We start from the raw sequence: 15,248 nt of genomic DNA on the forward strand, positions 1-15,248 counted from the left end.
CGTTCATGTGGGGGCGCGGGAGGGTCCAAGAGACCCCATGCCGCCGTTACGGACGCCTTGTGGGGGGATGTCCGCAGCGGCGGTCTCGTTTTGGCGATGAGGTTCAGGCCGTAGCCGGTTCCAGACGGGCAAGCACCACGCCCTCGCTGACCTGGCCGCCGGCCACCGCCGACAGTTCGGCCACCACGCCGTCGAACGGCGCGGCCATGGCGTGCTCCATCTTCATGGCCTCCAACGTGAGCAGGGTTTGGCCCTTGCTCACCGTCTGACCGGCCGAGACCGCGACCGAGACGATCTTGCCCGGCATCGGCGACAGGATGGCGCCGTCCGAAGCGCCGCCCTCGCCCGCCCCGCCGACCTTGGCGACAAAGTCGAACTCCTGGACGTCGCCCCCCTCGAACACCTGGATCGGACCCTTGCCATAGGGGGTCGGCAGGCGCGTGACCTCATCAAAGGTCGAGCCGTCGGCGTGGCGGATATCCCAGGACCAGTCCTCGGTTCCGCCGCCGATCAGCGCCACGCGCAGCGGCGTGGCCTTGCCGTCGGTCGACATCGGCAGATGCATCGGCGCGCGCGGCGCGTTCATGCGGAAACCGAGCAGCTTGGACGGCGCGCCCTCCCATGGATCGCGACGGGCTTCTGCTTCGAGGAAGCTGTCCAGCCGCCAGCCGATCGCGGCCATCGCCGGCTCGTCGCTGAAGGCGCGTTCGGTCAGCTCGTCGAGGCGCGCCTCGATGAAGCCGGTATCGACCGCGCCGTCGACGAAGTCGGGATGGCTGGCGCACTTGGCCAGGAACGCGGCGTTGGTCTTGACCGGCCAGACCTCGACCAGGGCGCAGGCCTCGGCCAGGCGCTGGGCGGCGTCCTCGCGATCGGCCCCGTGGGCGATCAGCTTGGCGATCATCGGATCGTAGAACGGGGTGACCTCGCCGCCCTCCTCCACCGCGCTATCGACGCGGACGTCGCCTTCCGGCAGGCGGAAGTGCTTGAGCTTACCGGTCGAAGGCAGGAAGCCGGTCGCGGGGTTCTCGGCGTAGAGGCGCGCCTCCATGGCCCAACCGTCCAGGGTGATCTCGTCCTGCTCCAGCGGCAGCGGCTCGCCCGAAGCGACCCGCAGCTGCCATTCGACCAGATCCTGGCCGGTGACCATCTCGGTGACCGGATGTTCGACCTGCAGGCGGGTGTTCATCTCCATGAACCAGATGCGGTCGGCGCGCAGGCCTTCCGAAGCGTCCGCGATGAACTCGACGGTGCCCGCGCCGACATAGTTCACGGCCTGGGCGGCCTTGACCGCAGCGGCGCAGACCGCCTGGCGGGTCGCCTCATCCATGCCTGGCGCCGGCGCTTCCTCGATGACCTTCTGGTGGCGACGCTGCAGCGAGCAGTCGCGCTCGAACAGGTGGACGACATTGCCGTGGCTGTCGCCAAACACCTGCACCTCGATGTGGCGCGGCCGGGTGACGTACTTTTCCAGCAGCACCCGATCATCGCCAAAGGCGGCCGACGCTTCGCGACGGCACGAGCCCAGGGCGGCCTCGAAATCGTCGGCCTTCTCGACCTTGCGCATGCCCTTGCCGCCGCCGCCGGCTACGGCCTTGATCAGCACCGGATAGCCGATCTTGGCAGCCTCAGCAGTCAGGCGGTCGACCGACTGATCCTCGCCCAGATAGCCGGGCGTGGTGGGCACGCCGGCCTTGATCATCACCGCCTTGGCGGCGTCCTTCAGGCCCATGGCCCGGATCGCGGACGGCGGCGGACCGATCCAGACGAGCCCGGCGTCAGTCACGCTCTGGGCGAATTCGGCGTTCTCGGACAGAAAGCCATAGCCGGGATGGATCGCCTCGGCGCCCATCTGCTTGGCCGCCGCCAGGATCTTGCGCGGATCCAGATAGCTCTCCTTGGCCGGCGCCGGACCGATCAAGATCGCGGCGTCAGCCTCCATCACGAACGGCGCGTTGGCGTCCGCCTCGGAATAGACGGCGATCGTCCGCACGCCCAACTCGCGAGCGGTGCGGATGATGCGACGGGCGATCTCGCCTCGGTTGGCGATCAGGACGGAGGAGATCAACGGGAAACCCAATCTAGCGAAAGCGCGAAGACCGACGGAGCCAGGCTCCGGACACAAACTCTATTCGACCCAGGACGGCTTACGGCGCGCCAGGAAAGCCCGAACACCTTCCTGGCCCTCGGGCGACACACGGCGACGCGCGATGCGGCGGGCGCTCTCGTCGATCAGCCCCTTGTCCAGCTTTTGACCCACGAAGTCGTTGACCAGAGCCTTGGCGTCGCCGATCGCGCCCGGGGCGCAAGGCGCCATCTCGGCGATCAGGGCGTCACGCGCCGCTTCCAGGCTGGCGACGTCTTCGAACACCTCGTCGACCAGACCAAAGCCCCAGGCGTCATCGGCGTCGAAGACCCGGCCGGTGGCGAACAAGAGCTTGGCGGTGCGCGGGCCCAGAGCCTGAATGACGTAGGGGCTGATCGTCGCTGGCGTCAGGCCCAGCTTCACCTCGGAGAAGGCGAACTTGGCGTCGACCAGGGCCAGCGCATGGTCACATGCTGCCGCCACCAGACCCGCGCCGCCGCCGAAGGCTGGGCCTTCGACGAGCGCTACGGTCAGGGCAGGAATATCGTGCAGGGCCTTGAGCATGTGCGCCAGTTCCAGCGCGTCCTGACGGTTGTCGTCCTCGTCCCACTCGACCGCCGAGGCCATCCAGGACAGGTCCGCCCCCGCGCTGAAGGCGCCGCCGACGCCGCGCAGGAACACGATCCGCACGCCCTCGGCGCCGTGCAGGGTCTCGAAGGTCTGACGCAGCGCCGCGATGGTGGCGGCGTCGAAGGCGTTCTTCTTGTCGGGCCGGTTGATCCACACGGTCACCGCGCCTTCGGGCGTGCTGTCCATATGGACCAGCGGGCTCATCGCGTCGGTGTCGGGAACCTCGACGATGGGATCAGCGATCGGGTTGGTCATGGGGAAGGTCCTTCCTGGGATCTACATCCGGAAAACGCCGAAGGTGGTCTCTGGGATCGGCGCATTCAGCGAGGCTGAGATTGCGAGACCCAGAACGTCACGGGTTTGCGCCGGATCAATGATCCCGTCATCCCAAAGCCGCGCCGTCGCGTGGTACGGATTTCCCTCGCCCTCATAGCGCTGGCGGATCGGCGCCTTGAAGGCTTCCGCCTCCTCGGGCGACCACTTGGCGGCGTCGCGGTGGACGGTGGCCAGCACGCTAGCGGCCTGCTCGCCGCCCATCACCGAAATGCGGCTGTTGGGCCAGGTGAACAGGAAACGCGGGCTGTAGGCCCGGCCGCACATGCCGTAGTTGCCGGCCCCGAAGCTGCCACCGATCAGCACGGTGAACTTCGGCACCTCAGCAGAAGCCACAGCTGTCACCAGCTTGGCGCCGTCCTTGGCGATGCCGCCGGCCTCGTACTTTCCGCCGACCATGAAGCCCGAGATGTTCTGCAGGAAGATCAATGGAATCTTGCGCTTGCAGGCCAATTCTATGAAGTGCGCGCCCTTCAGCGCGCTCTCGCTGAACAGCACGCCATTGTTGGCCAGGATCGCCACCGGCTGCCCCCAGATCCGGGCGAAGCCGCAAACCAGCGTCGTACCGTACAGCGCCTTGAACTCGTCGAACTGGCTGCCATCGACGATGCGCGCGATCACCTCGCGGACATCGTAAGGCGCCCGGACATCGGTCGGGACGATCCCGTAAAGCTCTTCGGGATCGTAAGCGGGCGGTTCGGCGTCGGCGAGCGTCAGCTGGTCGGGCTTGGTCGTGTTGAGGTTCGCCACGATCGAGCGGACGATCTCCAGCGCGTGCTCGTCGTTCTCGGCGACATGGTCGACCACGCCGGAGCGGCGGCCGTGGGTCTCGGCGCCGCCCAACTCTTCGGCCGAAATGACCTCGCCGGTCGCGGCCTTCACCAGGGGCGGGCCGGCCAGGAAGATGGTGCCCTGGTTGCGGACGATGACCGTTTCGTCGCTCATCGCCGGGACGTAGGCGCCGCCGGCGGTGCACGAGCCCATCACGCAGGCGATCTGCGGAATGCTGGCCGCGCTCATCCGAGCCTGGTTGAAGAAGATGCGGCCAAAGTGGTCGCGATCGGGGAAGACCTCGGCTTGGTGGGGCAGGTTCGCGCCGCCGCTGTCGACCAGGTAGACGCAGGGCAGATGATTCTGCGCGGCGATTTCCTGGGCGCGAAGGTGTTTCTTCACCGTCATCGGGAAGTAGGCGCCGCCCTTCACCGTGGGATCGTTGGCGACGATCATCACCTCGCGGCCCGACACGCGGCCGACGCCGCAGATCATGCCCGCGCCGGGCGCCTCACCATTGTAGAGGTCACAGGCCGCAAGTTGGCCGATTTCCAGGAACGGCGAACCCGGATCCAGCAGCCGTTCGACCCGCTCGCGGGGCAGCAGCTTACCGCGCGCGGCATGCCGCTCACGGGCGCTTTCAGGTCCGCCCAGGGCTGCTTGCGCCACCTTGGCGCGCAACTCGTCCACAAGCGCCCGATTGTGGGCGGCGTTCTTGGCGAAGGCGTCGCTCGACGCGTCGATAACGGAGTTCAACTTCGGCATGACCGACGCTTAGCCTTTTCCACCCTGCCCCGGAAGTCGGAGTTTTTTGGACCCCGAACCCAAAGATTCCGAGCCAAAACCGTTCTCGACCATTTCGCTTGCGCGATCAACAGTTGCGCCTGAACGAGCCCTTGTGGTCAAGCCTGCCGGTTCGGGTTAGCGTCCGCGCCGTGGAAACGCCCCTGCCCGACGACTCGGCCCTGGCGCGCCTCTTCGCCCGCGCAGGGCGAACCGGGGCGGCGGCCTGGTTTTCCCTGCCCGGCGGGGCGACGCTGTTCGAGGCTGGCGAAGCAGCCAACCATCTCTACTTTCTGAAGACCGGGCGCCTGGGCGCCTTCCGCCGCGAAGAGGGCCAGGAACCGCAGTTCCTGGGCGTGATCCGTCCGGGCGAGCCGGCCGGCGAGATGGCCCTGGTCGGCGGCACGGCGCATTCGGCCAATATGGTCTCGCTGCGAGACAGTGAGGTGCTGGCGCTCCCCCGCGATGACTTCTTCGAGGCCGCCGAGGAAGACCCGACCGTCATGATCGAGCTGTCGCGACTGATGATCCGACGGACCAGGCAGGCCCAGACCCACGCAGCGATCGGCGATCCGTCAGTCTTCGGCTTCATCGCGGTCGAGCCGGGCGCGGCGATCCGGCCTGTCGTCGAACGCCTGGGTCGCTGTATCGAGAGTCTGGGCTACTCGGTCACTGTCGAGGGCGGCGAGTCGCTGCTGGCGCCGACCGAGTGGTTCAGCAACGTCGAACGCGAGCACGACTTTGTGCTCTATGTCGCCGAAGCGGACGAAACCGCCTGGAAGCACGTCGTCGGCCGCCAGGTCGACCACCTGTTCCGCGTCGGCCGCGGCGATCGCACGCCGCCGACGACGGTCCCCTCCTACGCTTCAGGCCCCCTGCAGGCGCAGCGGCTGGTGGACCTCATTCTGCTGCAGTCCGCCAATCTGGATCGTCCTTCAGGCTCGGCGGCCTGGATGGCCACCACCCAGGCCGCGCGACTGTTCCATTTGCGCGAGAACGGCGTCGCCGATCTGCAGCGCCTCGCTCGCGTGCTCACCGGACAATCGGTCGGTCTTGTCCTTTCAGGCGGCGGCGCCCGCGCCTACGCCCATATCGGCGCGATCCAGGCCATGCGCGAACGCGGCATCCCGATCGACTTCGTCGGAGGCGCTTCGATGGGCGCCATCATCGCGGCGGGGATCGCGATGGGCTGGGATGACGGCGAATTGGAAGCCCGCATCCAGAAAGCCTTCGTCGACACCAGTCCGCTGGACGATATCGCTTTCCCCATGATCGCCATGACACGCGGTGAAAAGGTCAGAACCCGACTGGAGGAGCACTTCGGCTCGGTCGACATCAGTGATCTTTGGCTGCCGTTCTTCTGTGTGTCGTCAAACCTGACCTCCGGCTCGTATCAACTTCACCGCACCGGAGACCTGCAGACCGCTCTTAGGGCGTCGATCTCACTGCCCGGCGTTCTGCCGCCGGCCACCGATAAGGGTCAGGTGCTGGTGGACGGCGCGGTCATGAAGAACTTTCCCGCCGACGTGATGCGGTCCTTCCAGCTTGGACCGATCGTCGGGGTCGACGTCACCCGCGGCCGCAGCATCACCAGCGCTGACATCGTCACGCCCCCATCCCTGTGGAACTGGATCCTCTCCGGCGAATGGCGCAAGGGCCCGCCGATCGTGGCCTTGCTGATGCGCGCGGCGACCGTCACGACCGGGCGCGATCTGGCCGCCGCTCGCGAGGCGACAGACGTTTTGATCACCCCGAAACTGGAAGGCATCGATATCCGTGATTGGCGCGCCTTCGAACCCGCCGTGAAGGCCGGCTACGTCGCCGCCGGCTTCGCCCTCGACGGGGTGCATCGCCCCATCACCAATCTTCGCAAGCGGCCCAGCCTGGCCGAGCGACGCGCGGCGTTTAGTCCCGCTTGGTCGCGATAACGACTCTTTCCTTTCGCGAAAACCGGTCCAATATCCTTCCTGTGTTGTTCAACAACTGAAAGGAGGTGATCCAGTGTCTCATTGTCTCCAACCGCGGTCGCAAGTCGTGACCTGGAGCCCGAAGAGCGAGGTCTCCGCCTAAGGCGTTGAGCGCCAAGGGTTTCAAGTCACTGGCTGCGAGAGCGGCTACGGCGATGGAGGGCCGCCCCGAGCGATCGGGGCGGCCCTTTTCATGTCTTGCGGCCCGGGATCAGCCGCCGATCAGTTCGCGTCCGATCAGGAAGCGGCGGATCTCGTTGGTGCCGGCGCCGATATCGTAGAGCTTGGCGTCGCGCAGCAGGCGCTCGACCGGCCATTCCTTGATGTAGCCCGCGCCACCCAGGGCCTGGATCGCCTCCAGCGACACCTTCACGGCGTTTTCCGACGCCATCAGGATCGCGCCGGCGGCGTCGAAGCGCGTGGTCTTGCCCGCGTCACAAGCCTTGGCCACCGCGTAGACGTAAGCCCGGGCAGAGTTCAGGGCCACGTACATATCGGCGATCTTGCCCTGCATCAGCTGGAACGAGCCGATCGGCTGGCCGAACTGCTTGCGGTCGCGGACATAGGGCAGCACGACATCGATGCAAGCCTGCATGATGCCCAGCGGGCCGGCCGCCAGCACGGCGCGCTCATAGTCGAGACCGCTCATCAGGACGCCGACGCCGCCGCCGACCGGGCCCATCACGTTCTCTTCCGGGATCTCGCAGTCCTCGAACACCAGCTCGGCGGTGTCCGACCCGCGCATGCCCATCTTGTCCAGCTTCTTGGAGACGCTGAAACCCCTCATGCCCTTCTCGACGATGAAGGCGGTGATGCCGCGGCTGCCCTCGCCGGTCTTGGCGTAGACCACCAGCGTATCGGCGTGTGGGGCGTTGGTGATCCAGAATTTCGTGCCGTTGAGGATGTAGCGGTCGCCCACCGGCTCGGCGCGCAGCTTCATCGAGACAACGTCCGAGCCCGAGCCGGCTTCGCTCATCGCCAGCGAGCCGACATGCTCGCCGCTGATCAGCTTGGGCAGATAGCGACGCTTCTGCTCCGGCGTGGCCCACCGACGGATCTGGTTCACGCAGAGATTGGAGTGGGCGCCGTAGCTGAGACCGACCGAGGCCGAGGCGCGACTGATCTCTTCCATCGCCACGACGTGTTCGAGATAGCCCAGACCCAACCCCCCGAACTCTTCCTCGACGGTGACGCCATGCAGCCCCAGATCCCCCATCGGGACCCAGAGTTCGCGGGGGAAGCTGTTGGTCTCGTCGATCTTGCCGGCGATCGGTGCGATCTTGTCGGCGGCGAAACGGGCCGTGGTCTCACGGATCGCGTCAGCGGTCTCGCCCAGCGCGAAGTCCATCGAGGGTGCGAACGTCATCGACATGGTTTCCTTCCCGAACGCCCGAGCGGAAGATGTGGGCGGTTTCAGCGCTTGTCACGCTCTGGCTCAACACTGAGAGAGCGTGTGCATCCGATCTCGGTCGATTTCCACCAGAAAACAGCCCCTCGATAGCAAAAAACGCCCGCCGGTCTTTGGGACCAGCGAGCGTTCTTGCTCATGCCTCGGGGTGGCGAGGCAAGAAACCTACTCTTCGTCGCTCACATCGGGGCCCGCCAGACGGCGCAGTAGCAGATAGGCTGAGACCACGAAGCAGATCGCGCCGACCATGCTGGCGCCGTAGCCGAAGAGCTTGACCTGGCCATCCGAGCCCGCCGCGACGGTCAGGATCCAGAGGACGCCGCCGCCGAACAGGGCCAGGCCCAGGATGCCCAGGCTGATCAGCAGGCTGGTGTTGCCAAAGCGGGGCGGCTCCGGCTCCACCAGCGGCACGTCCATCACGCCGACGGTTGCGTCCTCGCTGGTCGAGAAGCCGTCCAGATTAAAGACCGACGAGCCGGTGGCCGGCGCGCCGAACAGGGTCGGCTCGCTCGGCGCGGGACGCGTCGGGGCCGGCGCCTCGACCGGAGCCTCGGCCTGTTCAGAAGCTTGCGGCGTCAGGCGGAACGGCGTGAACTCGACCGGAGCGGCCGGCGGCGGTTCGACCGGCGCGGTCTGCGGCTCGGTCTCGAACAGCACCGGCGCCGGCTCCATCGCGGCAGGTTGCGTCGGGGCCGGCGGTTCGGGCAGGCCCAGATCATCCTGGCGCATGGCCGGCTTGGCCATCGACGCGGGAGCCGACGGCGTTTCCGGCAAGATCGCTTCCAGGCGCGCGGCGACCGCGGCGGCCGATTGCTCGGTGGCGGTCGGAGCGTCCTCTTCCGGGACGACTACGTTCAGCGGCAGGCCTTCCTCGCGCTGGGCGATGACACGGTCGCCTTCGGTACGGGTGTTGACGGCGGCCGGCGTCTGCTTGGGCACCGCACAGCTGGCGTCATAGTCGACCTTGGGACGCAGCACAGGGCTGGGCGCAGGGACCCATTCGCCGTTGGCCGGCGTGAGGAACAGGGTCTTCTCGGCGGAACGACGGCGAACCAGCGCATCGATGACGATGCGCTCGCCCTCGAAATCGGCCTTGCGCCACATCTCCATCGCGCACGCGGCTTGCAGCAGCGAGCCCTCGTTGATCCGGCGCAGGACGCCCGAGCGGAGGAAGTTGTCGAGGCCGATATTGAAGGCGAAGCAGACCAACGCGTCGAACTGGTTCTGGTTCAGCGGCGTGTAGGTGTGCTCGTTCACCGAATGGGCGACCGAGATGAGATCATAGAGCAGCAGCGCCTCGGCGTCCTTTTCCGAGACAGAGGCGCCCTCGCGGGCGGTCAGGGTGTGGCCATAGCCGACCGTCCAGCGCCCATCGGGGAGCTGCGCGGCCTTCTGACGGTACCCTTCGAATCTCTTGATGAGATCGACGGCGGCCCGGGAGACCTGATGACGCGGTTTCATCGCCTAGATTGACCCAGTTTGAGACAGACGCGGATGCGTTCGCCTGTCCCGGCGCAAGGTCGGCGCCAGTTTCACCTGGCGAGGGTCGTGGCCGGCAAGAAAACCTCAGTGCAACAGCAGCGAGGCGATCAGCAGCACCGCGAAGAAGCCGGTGAAGTCGGTCAAGAAGGTGACGAAGATCGAGGACGACACCGCCGGGTCACGGCCCATCTTCTCCAGCGCCAGGGGCATCAGGATGCCGCCCAGGGCCGCAGTGAAGATGTTGGTGATCAGGGCCGCGCCGACGATGATCGCCAGCTTGTCGTGTTGATCCGACGGCCCGAAGAACATGTAGGTCGCCGCCCCCATCACCAGCGCCAGGCAAAGCCCGTTGACCAGGCCAACCAGGAGCTCGCGCGCCACGATCCGGCGGGCGTTGGCCGTCGTCAGCTCCTTGCTGGCGAGCGCCCGCACGGCGACGGCCAGGGTCTGGGTGCCGGCATTGCCGCCCAGGGACGAGACGATCGGCATCAGGATGGCCAGAGCCACCAGCTGGGCGATCTCGGCCTGGAAGATGGCCACGCCGCTGACCGCCAGGGTGGCGGTCGCCAGGTTCAGCATCAGCCAGGGCAGACGCGACTTGACGATCTCAATCACCGAGGCGTCACGGCCCGCGTCCGACACACCGGCCAGGGCCAGAATGTCTTCCTGGGCCTCGTCACGGATAACCTCGACGATGTCGTCGACGGTGATCTGGCCTACCAGGCGCCCGCCCGGCTCGATCACCGGCGCGCTGATCAGGTGGTACTTGTCGAAGATATAGGCGACCTCTTCCTGGTCCATCTCGACCGGGATTTCGGTGACCGCTTCCATCAGCTCGGCCAGCGGCGTCTGGCGGCGGCTGCGCAGCAGGATGCTGATCGGAATGGCCCCGACCGGCTTGAAGGTCGGGTCGACGACATAGACGTCGAAGAACAGTTCGGGCAGCGAATCGCCGGCCTCGCGGACATGGTCGATCGTCTGGCCGACGGTCCAGAATTCCGGCGCAGCCAGGAACTCGCGCTGCATCAGGCGGCCGGCGGTCTCGTCCTCGTAGGACAGGGTCGTCTCGATGGCGGCGCGATCGGTCTCGCCCATGGCGGCCAGCACCTGGAAGCGCTTGGTGTCGTCCAGGTCGTCGATGACGTCGGCGGCGTCGTCGGTGTCCAGCTCCTCGAGGGCCCGGGCCAGGGTCACCGACGGGGTGGCCTCCAGCACTTCCTCGCGGATGTTGTCCTCCAGCTCGGAAATGATCTCGCCCAGCGCCTCGGGGTCGAGGAGCGGAATGACCTCCTCGCGATAGTCGGCGGTCAGAAAGCCCATCAGGTCGGCGACGTCGGCCGGGTCCAGCGCCGTGACCAACTCGCTCAGGCGCTTGGCGTCGCCGCGGTCGGCGGCGTCGATCACCATCGCCACATAGTCGGGATTGAGCGCGTAGTCGTCGCCGAGCGCGAGGTCTTCGAGCTCCTCGGGCGTCTCGGACTTAGGCGGCGGGGTCTGGGCCAGCGGGATGTCGTCCAGCACGTCGTCGTTCAGTTCGGCGGTGTCCCGGGTCATGGGGGCCTCCTGAGCTCTCAGAGCGCGTGGGTTCGTTGGGCTGGTCCGATCAAGCGACCCTGAAGCGAAGTCAGGGCCAGAAACGATTAGAGCGCCCCAGACGAGTCGGAAACCGAATTCGCCGGGACGCTCTATTCAAGTTCACCTTGGTGCGGTCGAGAAGACTCGAACTTCCACGGGTTGCCCCACAGCGACCTCAACGCTGCGCGTCTACCAATTCCGCCACGACCGCTCGTGGTGAGGGGCGGCTGGTAGCAAACTGAATCGGCTTTGGGAAGCCGGAAGTTCGAGAATGTCGAACTCAACCCCGCGACGGATCAGCTGCCGCCGGCCATGTAGTCGTAGACGTCAGCCGCGCGGGTCACCTGGATAGCGATCCGGTCGTCGCTGATCTGGATTTCGCCGCGGGCGATCGGGTGGTTGTTGGCCAGAATCCAGACCTCGTCATGGGTCTTGGCGTCCAGCGGAATCACCGCGCCACGGCCCATGCGCAGAAGCTGCTGCATCGGCAGGATCGAGCGACCTAGGAGGACCGAGATCTCGACATTGACGGCGTTGACCTGGCTCACGAAGTAAGACCCTTGAACTGACACGCACGACCTGACTGGTCGCGGCGTCCAGGATTGCAAGAATAAGGCCGCATGCTTTCGCTCCCGTTAAACCCCGAAAACACTGGCCTTCCACGCATGGGGCGCGATGACGCCGCGCCCGTGGGGTGGGCGGTTTCGACCCAGCCCGTCCCCTACCCGGCAGCCGTTGCCGCCATGGAGGCCCGCGCGGCGGCCATCGCGGACGGAACGGCGGGCGAGTTGATCTGGCTTTTGGAGCATCCGCCGCTCTACACGGCCGGGGTCTCGGCCAAGTCCGGCGACCTGATTCAGCCCGACCGTTTCCCGGTGTTCGAGAGCGGGCGCGGCGGCCAGTTCACCTATCACGGCCCCGGCCAGCGCGTGGCCTATGTGATGCTGGACCTGACCCAGCGCGGCCGCGACGTCCGCGCCTTCGTGGCCGCCCTGGAGGCCTGGATCATCGACGCCCTGGCCGCCTTCAACGTCACGGGCGAACTGCGTGAGGGGCGTGTCGGCGTCTGGGTCGAGCGCAGGGGCGCCGGCTGGAGCCGCGAGGACAAGATCGCCGCCATCGGGGTGAAGCTGCGGCGCTGGGTCAGCTTCCACGGGATCAGCCTGAACGTGGAGCCCGACCTGTCGCACTTCTCGGGCATCGTGCCCTGCGGCCAGACCGAGCACGGCGTCACCAGCCTGGTGGACCTCGGCCTGCCGGTCGCCATGGATGATGCGGACGCGGCGCTGCGCTCGAGCTTCGCCAAGATCTTCGGGCCGGTCGAGGACGCCGAGGCGCCGGTTTAAGGGCATACGCTTTCCGTCTCGCTGATCCCTTCCCCGCGATGGCGAAGGGTTGTGTGCCCCAAAATCCTCCCCCAAGCGGGGGAGGTGGCGCGAAGCGCCGGAGGGGGAAGTGCTGCTGAACCGGCCTCTTCCCCCTCCGTCGTCTCTTCGAGCCGACCCCTCCCCCGCTTGGGGGAGGATTTTGGGGCGCGCGTCCGCCGCTTCACGCGGCGTGACCGCTGAAGGTGTTGGGGAGGCGACGGAGCGGCCGGGCGAACCCGGAGGACCGTGAGTGTTGTTTGCGTTTCGGCTCGACTGTCCGCTCCGCCAGGTTGTTCTTGCCCGTGAGGATGGGGGGCGTGAGCGTCTTTCAGCTCGGGACCCCAGGAGCCCCCGGACGGGCGCGGACCAACTGGAGCGGCTACATCCGTGTCCAGCCCGACGATCCACGATAGGCGGCTTATACGATCACCGCCCTGTCGCTCCGCGCTCGCCCCTCCACGGTTCCTTCCGAGATCCCGGATCTATCCAACGAACAGACCCCGGTCGAAACCGCTTCGAGACCACGCGGCCCCGCTCAACCTAGCCCCGCCGCCGTGACTCCTTGCGAGAGACCGGTCTGCAAGCAGACCGTTGGGCCGGATCCAAACGCCCTCCCCCGCGGCGGGGATGGCTATGATTATGGGGGTGGTTCCAGCGCGGAGGATAAGTTTGGGCCTAGAAGTGAGAAGTAATTGATTTCGTTGGGATCAGCTTCGCCAATTCCGAGCGTTCACGCCCGTCAATCCCCTCTCCCAGAGGGAGAGGGCGGCCGCGAAGCGGTCGGGAGGGGGTTTCAAAGCCGCCGCCCTGCCGGCGCGCCGGCTGTGGCTAGACACTTAGATCCGCAGTGACCGGGATGGGCCGGGACCAAACGGGATGACACGGGACAAAGCCTTGTGCGGCGGGGCTTTGGGGCGGGTGAGGCCGAAAAAATCGGCCGGCGGCGATTGTCTCTCGAAAAGGGCCAAAACGGGCCTGACTGGCCGAATTAGACAGTCAGTTTCGCACTCGTCGATATACGTTCCAGCGGCCTTCTGGAAGGGTTCCTCGACACATCGCTGAAACCCTTATGGCGCGGGCCTTGAACGCTCTTGAAAGGCGCTTTCGCGGGGCTGTGTGCGGCGGCTGATGAACCGTTCAGGCGGCCGCTGGAACTGTAAAGCGAACCGTCAACTGGCCTTTACGGTTTCGATTTGGCTTTACAGTTCCGTCAAGGCGCTGATTTAAAAAGAAAAAGGGCCGCACTTGGCGGCCCTTTTTGCGCATCCAAACTGTAAACGGGTCAGCCACCTGCAGGTCGATCGCACTCACTGCTGACGAGCATCGGTGCCAAGCTATTCTCACGAGCATCGCCTGTTGAGATGTGATAGGCGACCCGACCATACTCAAAAACAAAGAGATGTCGCTTTACGCCAGTAAAGCCGCCATAAGCATTCTTCGCATTGATATCGTAGCAGACAGCTGTTCCGTTGATCTTAGTCCACACATCTGACTTGAATGACGTTTGGCGGGGACCTCTAACTTCAGTGATGACTGCCGAGTACGGATCACGAAGATAGTTGTTAAGCCAAGCCTTCACTAACGGCGTGTAACCAGTCTCTACTGGTGCGCTCGGCGCAGATGACGGCGCAGATGGCTGCCCTGCGAACAGCTCCGCCATCTGCGCAGATTGGCGGTCTGAATCCGCAGCGGTTGGTTGGCTGGACTGGCCCGCCACCGAAAGGGATGGGATCGCGACTAGCAATGCCGAACTGATGCTGACCAGCCGTTTCATAAGACCCCCTCAATTCTTAAAGCGCCTGGCTAACCCACAGCACCTGTCCGATGATTTGAAGCGCGCTCAACTGTGAGCTGTCAATCTCTTCCGCCGGATAGGCGGGGTTGTCGGAGATGATCGTCAGGCCTGACATCGAGCGGCGGAAGCGCTTTAGGCGCGCGTCACCGTCCAGGACAAAGGCGAAGATACCGTCCGCGATCCGCTGCTGGCCTTCATCGACAAGCACCATGGCTCCGTCGTGGATAGTCGGAAACATGCTGTCGCCGCGAGCTTCCAGAATTGAGAGCCCGCTCGCACTGCTCCTGTTCAAGGTTTTCCGGAAGAATTCAGGGGTGAAAGGAACATCCTCCACCCACTGACGAGCTTCGTTCCATCGACCATCGCCAGCCGCCAGCTCGACGGCATATCGCGGCACCTTGATTAGATGAGCGTCCTGCGGGCCGTCGCCCTGTCCCCAACATAGCCACTCCAGCGTCACGCCAGCGGCGCGCGCAAGATGCGCAGCAATATCGAGCCGAGGCGCTGTTCCAGCCCCCCTCAGGTACTTCGACAGCGTGGCCTGCGGAACGCCGGTCCTTATCGAGAACGCGTTTGGCTTCTCTGGTGAGATGGCCTCGGAGAGCCTCTGACCGAAGCCCGCGTAGTCGAAATCAGTATGTGCGTGTTCTTCCATGCGCGCAGCACTGGAGGGCGCTTGTGTGCCAAGCACGATTGTGCTGTATATCAGCACGTTCGTGTTTTACATTCGGATTAGCGATATGGCCCGCACCTCCAAGACCAAGCCAAAAGGGTGGCACCCAGCCGACATCCGAGCGGAGGTGACTAAGCGCGGAAAAACCCTGACAGGCTTGGCTCTGGAGAACGGCCTGCACAGCAGCGCTTGCCGCGCGGCTCTCATCAGGTCGCTGCCGAATGCCGAAATGGCGATCTCACGCCTTCTGGGTGTGCCCCTCCATGAGTTGTGGCCGGACCGATGGGATGCGGAAGGCCGCCGTTACCGTAACGTTCGTGTCGAAAATTATCACGATCGTGATCAGGCGCACGGTCAAAACTCGCGGGCGGCCTAGAC

The 15,248-nt window shown here is 65.6% G+C and carries 13 protein-coding genes and 1 tRNA gene; 4 read left to right on the forward strand and 10 right to left on the reverse strand.

What is annotated here, in order from left to right; genetic code table 11:
• Positions 1 to 103 precede the first annotated feature (103 nt).
• Genes OVA11_RS13990 through OVA11_RS14000 form a run of 3 tightly spaced genes read right to left on the reverse strand, consistent with a single transcriptional unit; the run spans position 104 to position 4,585 of the window.
• A complete protein-coding gene (locus OVA11_RS13990; RefSeq protein WP_268067927.1) occupies positions 104 to 2,068 on the reverse strand; it encodes an acetyl/propionyl/methylcrotonyl-CoA carboxylase subunit alpha in 1,965 nt (654 codons plus the stop codon).
• Positions 2,069 to 2,128: 60 nt separating this feature from the next.
• On the reverse strand, positions 2,129 to 2,971 hold the full coding sequence (locus OVA11_RS13995) for an enoyl-CoA hydratase-related protein (RefSeq protein ID WP_268067928.1): 843 nt from the start codon (positions 2,969 to 2,971) through the stop codon (positions 2,129 to 2,131).
• A 21-nt stretch (positions 2,972 to 2,992) separates the two neighbouring features.
• Positions 2,993 to 4,585, reverse strand: coding sequence for a carboxyl transferase domain-containing protein (locus OVA11_RS14000; RefSeq protein ID WP_268067929.1), 1,593 nt, complete (start codon positions 4,583 to 4,585; stop codon positions 2,993 to 2,995).
• Between the two features lie 170 nt (positions 4,586 to 4,755).
• Here OVA11_RS14000 and OVA11_RS14005 point away from each other — a divergent pair, with 170 nt between their 5' ends.
• The gene (locus tag OVA11_RS14005) at positions 4,756 to 6,531 is read left to right on the forward strand and encodes a patatin-like phospholipase family protein (RefSeq protein ID WP_268067930.1); all 1,776 of its coding nucleotides are present in this window, start codon (positions 4,756 to 4,758) and stop codon (positions 6,529 to 6,531) included.
• 55 nt (positions 6,532 to 6,586) lie between these two features.
• Positions 6,587 to 6,673, forward strand: coding sequence for a hypothetical protein (locus OVA11_RS14010; RefSeq protein WP_127847015.1), 87 nt, complete (start codon positions 6,587 to 6,589; stop codon positions 6,671 to 6,673).
• 108 nt (positions 6,674 to 6,781) lie between these two features.
• Here the strand turns inward: OVA11_RS14010 and OVA11_RS14015 are convergent, their stop codons facing one another.
• The 5 genes from OVA11_RS14015 to OVA11_RS14035 all read right to left on the reverse strand — a co-directional run bounded on the left by OVA11_RS14015 (position 6,782) and on the right by OVA11_RS14035 (position 11,643).
• Complete coding sequence (locus OVA11_RS14015; RefSeq protein WP_268067931.1) at positions 6,782 to 7,942, reverse strand: isovaleryl-CoA dehydrogenase; 1,161 nt, start codon at positions 7,940 to 7,942, stop codon at positions 6,782 to 6,784.
• A 201-nt stretch (positions 7,943 to 8,143) separates the two neighbouring features.
• Positions 8,144 to 9,439, reverse strand: coding sequence for a lysozyme-family localization factor SpmX (gene spmX, locus OVA11_RS14020; protein WP_268067932.1), 1,296 nt, complete (start codon positions 9,437 to 9,439; stop codon positions 8,144 to 8,146).
• Positions 9,440 to 9,544: 105 nt separating this feature from the next.
• Positions 9,545 to 11,014, reverse strand: a complete 1,470-nt coding sequence (gene mgtE, locus OVA11_RS14025) for a magnesium transporter (protein WP_268067933.1) — start codon at positions 11,012 to 11,014, stop codon at positions 9,545 to 9,547.
• A 147-nt stretch (positions 11,015 to 11,161) separates the two neighbouring features.
• Positions 11,162 to 11,246: transfer RNA gene (locus tag OVA11_RS14030), tRNA-Leu, on the reverse strand.
• Between the two features lie 85 nt (positions 11,247 to 11,331).
• On the reverse strand, positions 11,332 to 11,643 hold the full coding sequence (locus OVA11_RS14035) for a FliM/FliN family flagellar motor switch protein (protein WP_010920036.1): 312 nt from the start codon (positions 11,641 to 11,643) through the stop codon (positions 11,332 to 11,334).
• Positions 11,644 to 11,655: 12 nt separating this feature from the next.
• Here OVA11_RS14035 and lipB point away from each other — a divergent pair, with 12 nt between their 5' ends.
• A complete protein-coding gene (gene lipB / locus OVA11_RS14040; RefSeq protein WP_268067934.1) occupies positions 11,656 to 12,381 on the forward strand; it encodes a lipoyl(octanoyl) transferase LipB in 726 nt (241 codons plus the stop codon).
• Positions 12,382 to 13,684: 1,303 nt separating this feature from the next.
• On the opposite strand, the gene OVA11_RS14045 is transcribed toward lipB, so the two are convergent.
• Together OVA11_RS14045 and OVA11_RS14050 are read right to left on the reverse strand one after the other, a co-directional pair.
• Positions 13,685 to 14,176 carry a hypothetical protein gene (locus OVA11_RS14045; protein ID WP_268067935.1) on the reverse strand — a complete coding sequence of 164 codons (492 nt, stop codon included), beginning with the start codon at positions 14,174 to 14,176 and terminating at the stop codon, positions 13,685 to 13,687.
• A gap of 16 nt (positions 14,177 to 14,192) precedes the next feature.
• Positions 14,193 to 14,909 (reverse strand): XRE family transcriptional regulator, encoded by a 717-nt coding sequence (locus OVA11_RS14050; RefSeq protein ID WP_268067936.1) that lies wholly within the window; start codon positions 14,907 to 14,909, stop codon positions 14,193 to 14,195.
• 28 nt (positions 14,910 to 14,937) lie between these two features.
• Here OVA11_RS14050 and OVA11_RS14055 point away from each other — a divergent pair, with 28 nt between their 5' ends.
• On the forward strand, positions 14,938 to 15,246 hold the full coding sequence (locus OVA11_RS14055; protein WP_268067937.1) for a helix-turn-helix domain-containing protein: 309 nt from the start codon (positions 14,938 to 14,940) through the stop codon (positions 15,244 to 15,246).
• Positions 15,247 to 15,248: the final 2 nt, after the last annotated feature.

Source organism: Caulobacter sp. SL161 (genome assembly GCF_026672375.1).
In the GTDB taxonomy this organism is placed as follows: domain Bacteria; phylum Pseudomonadota; class Alphaproteobacteria; order Caulobacterales; family Caulobacteraceae; genus Caulobacter.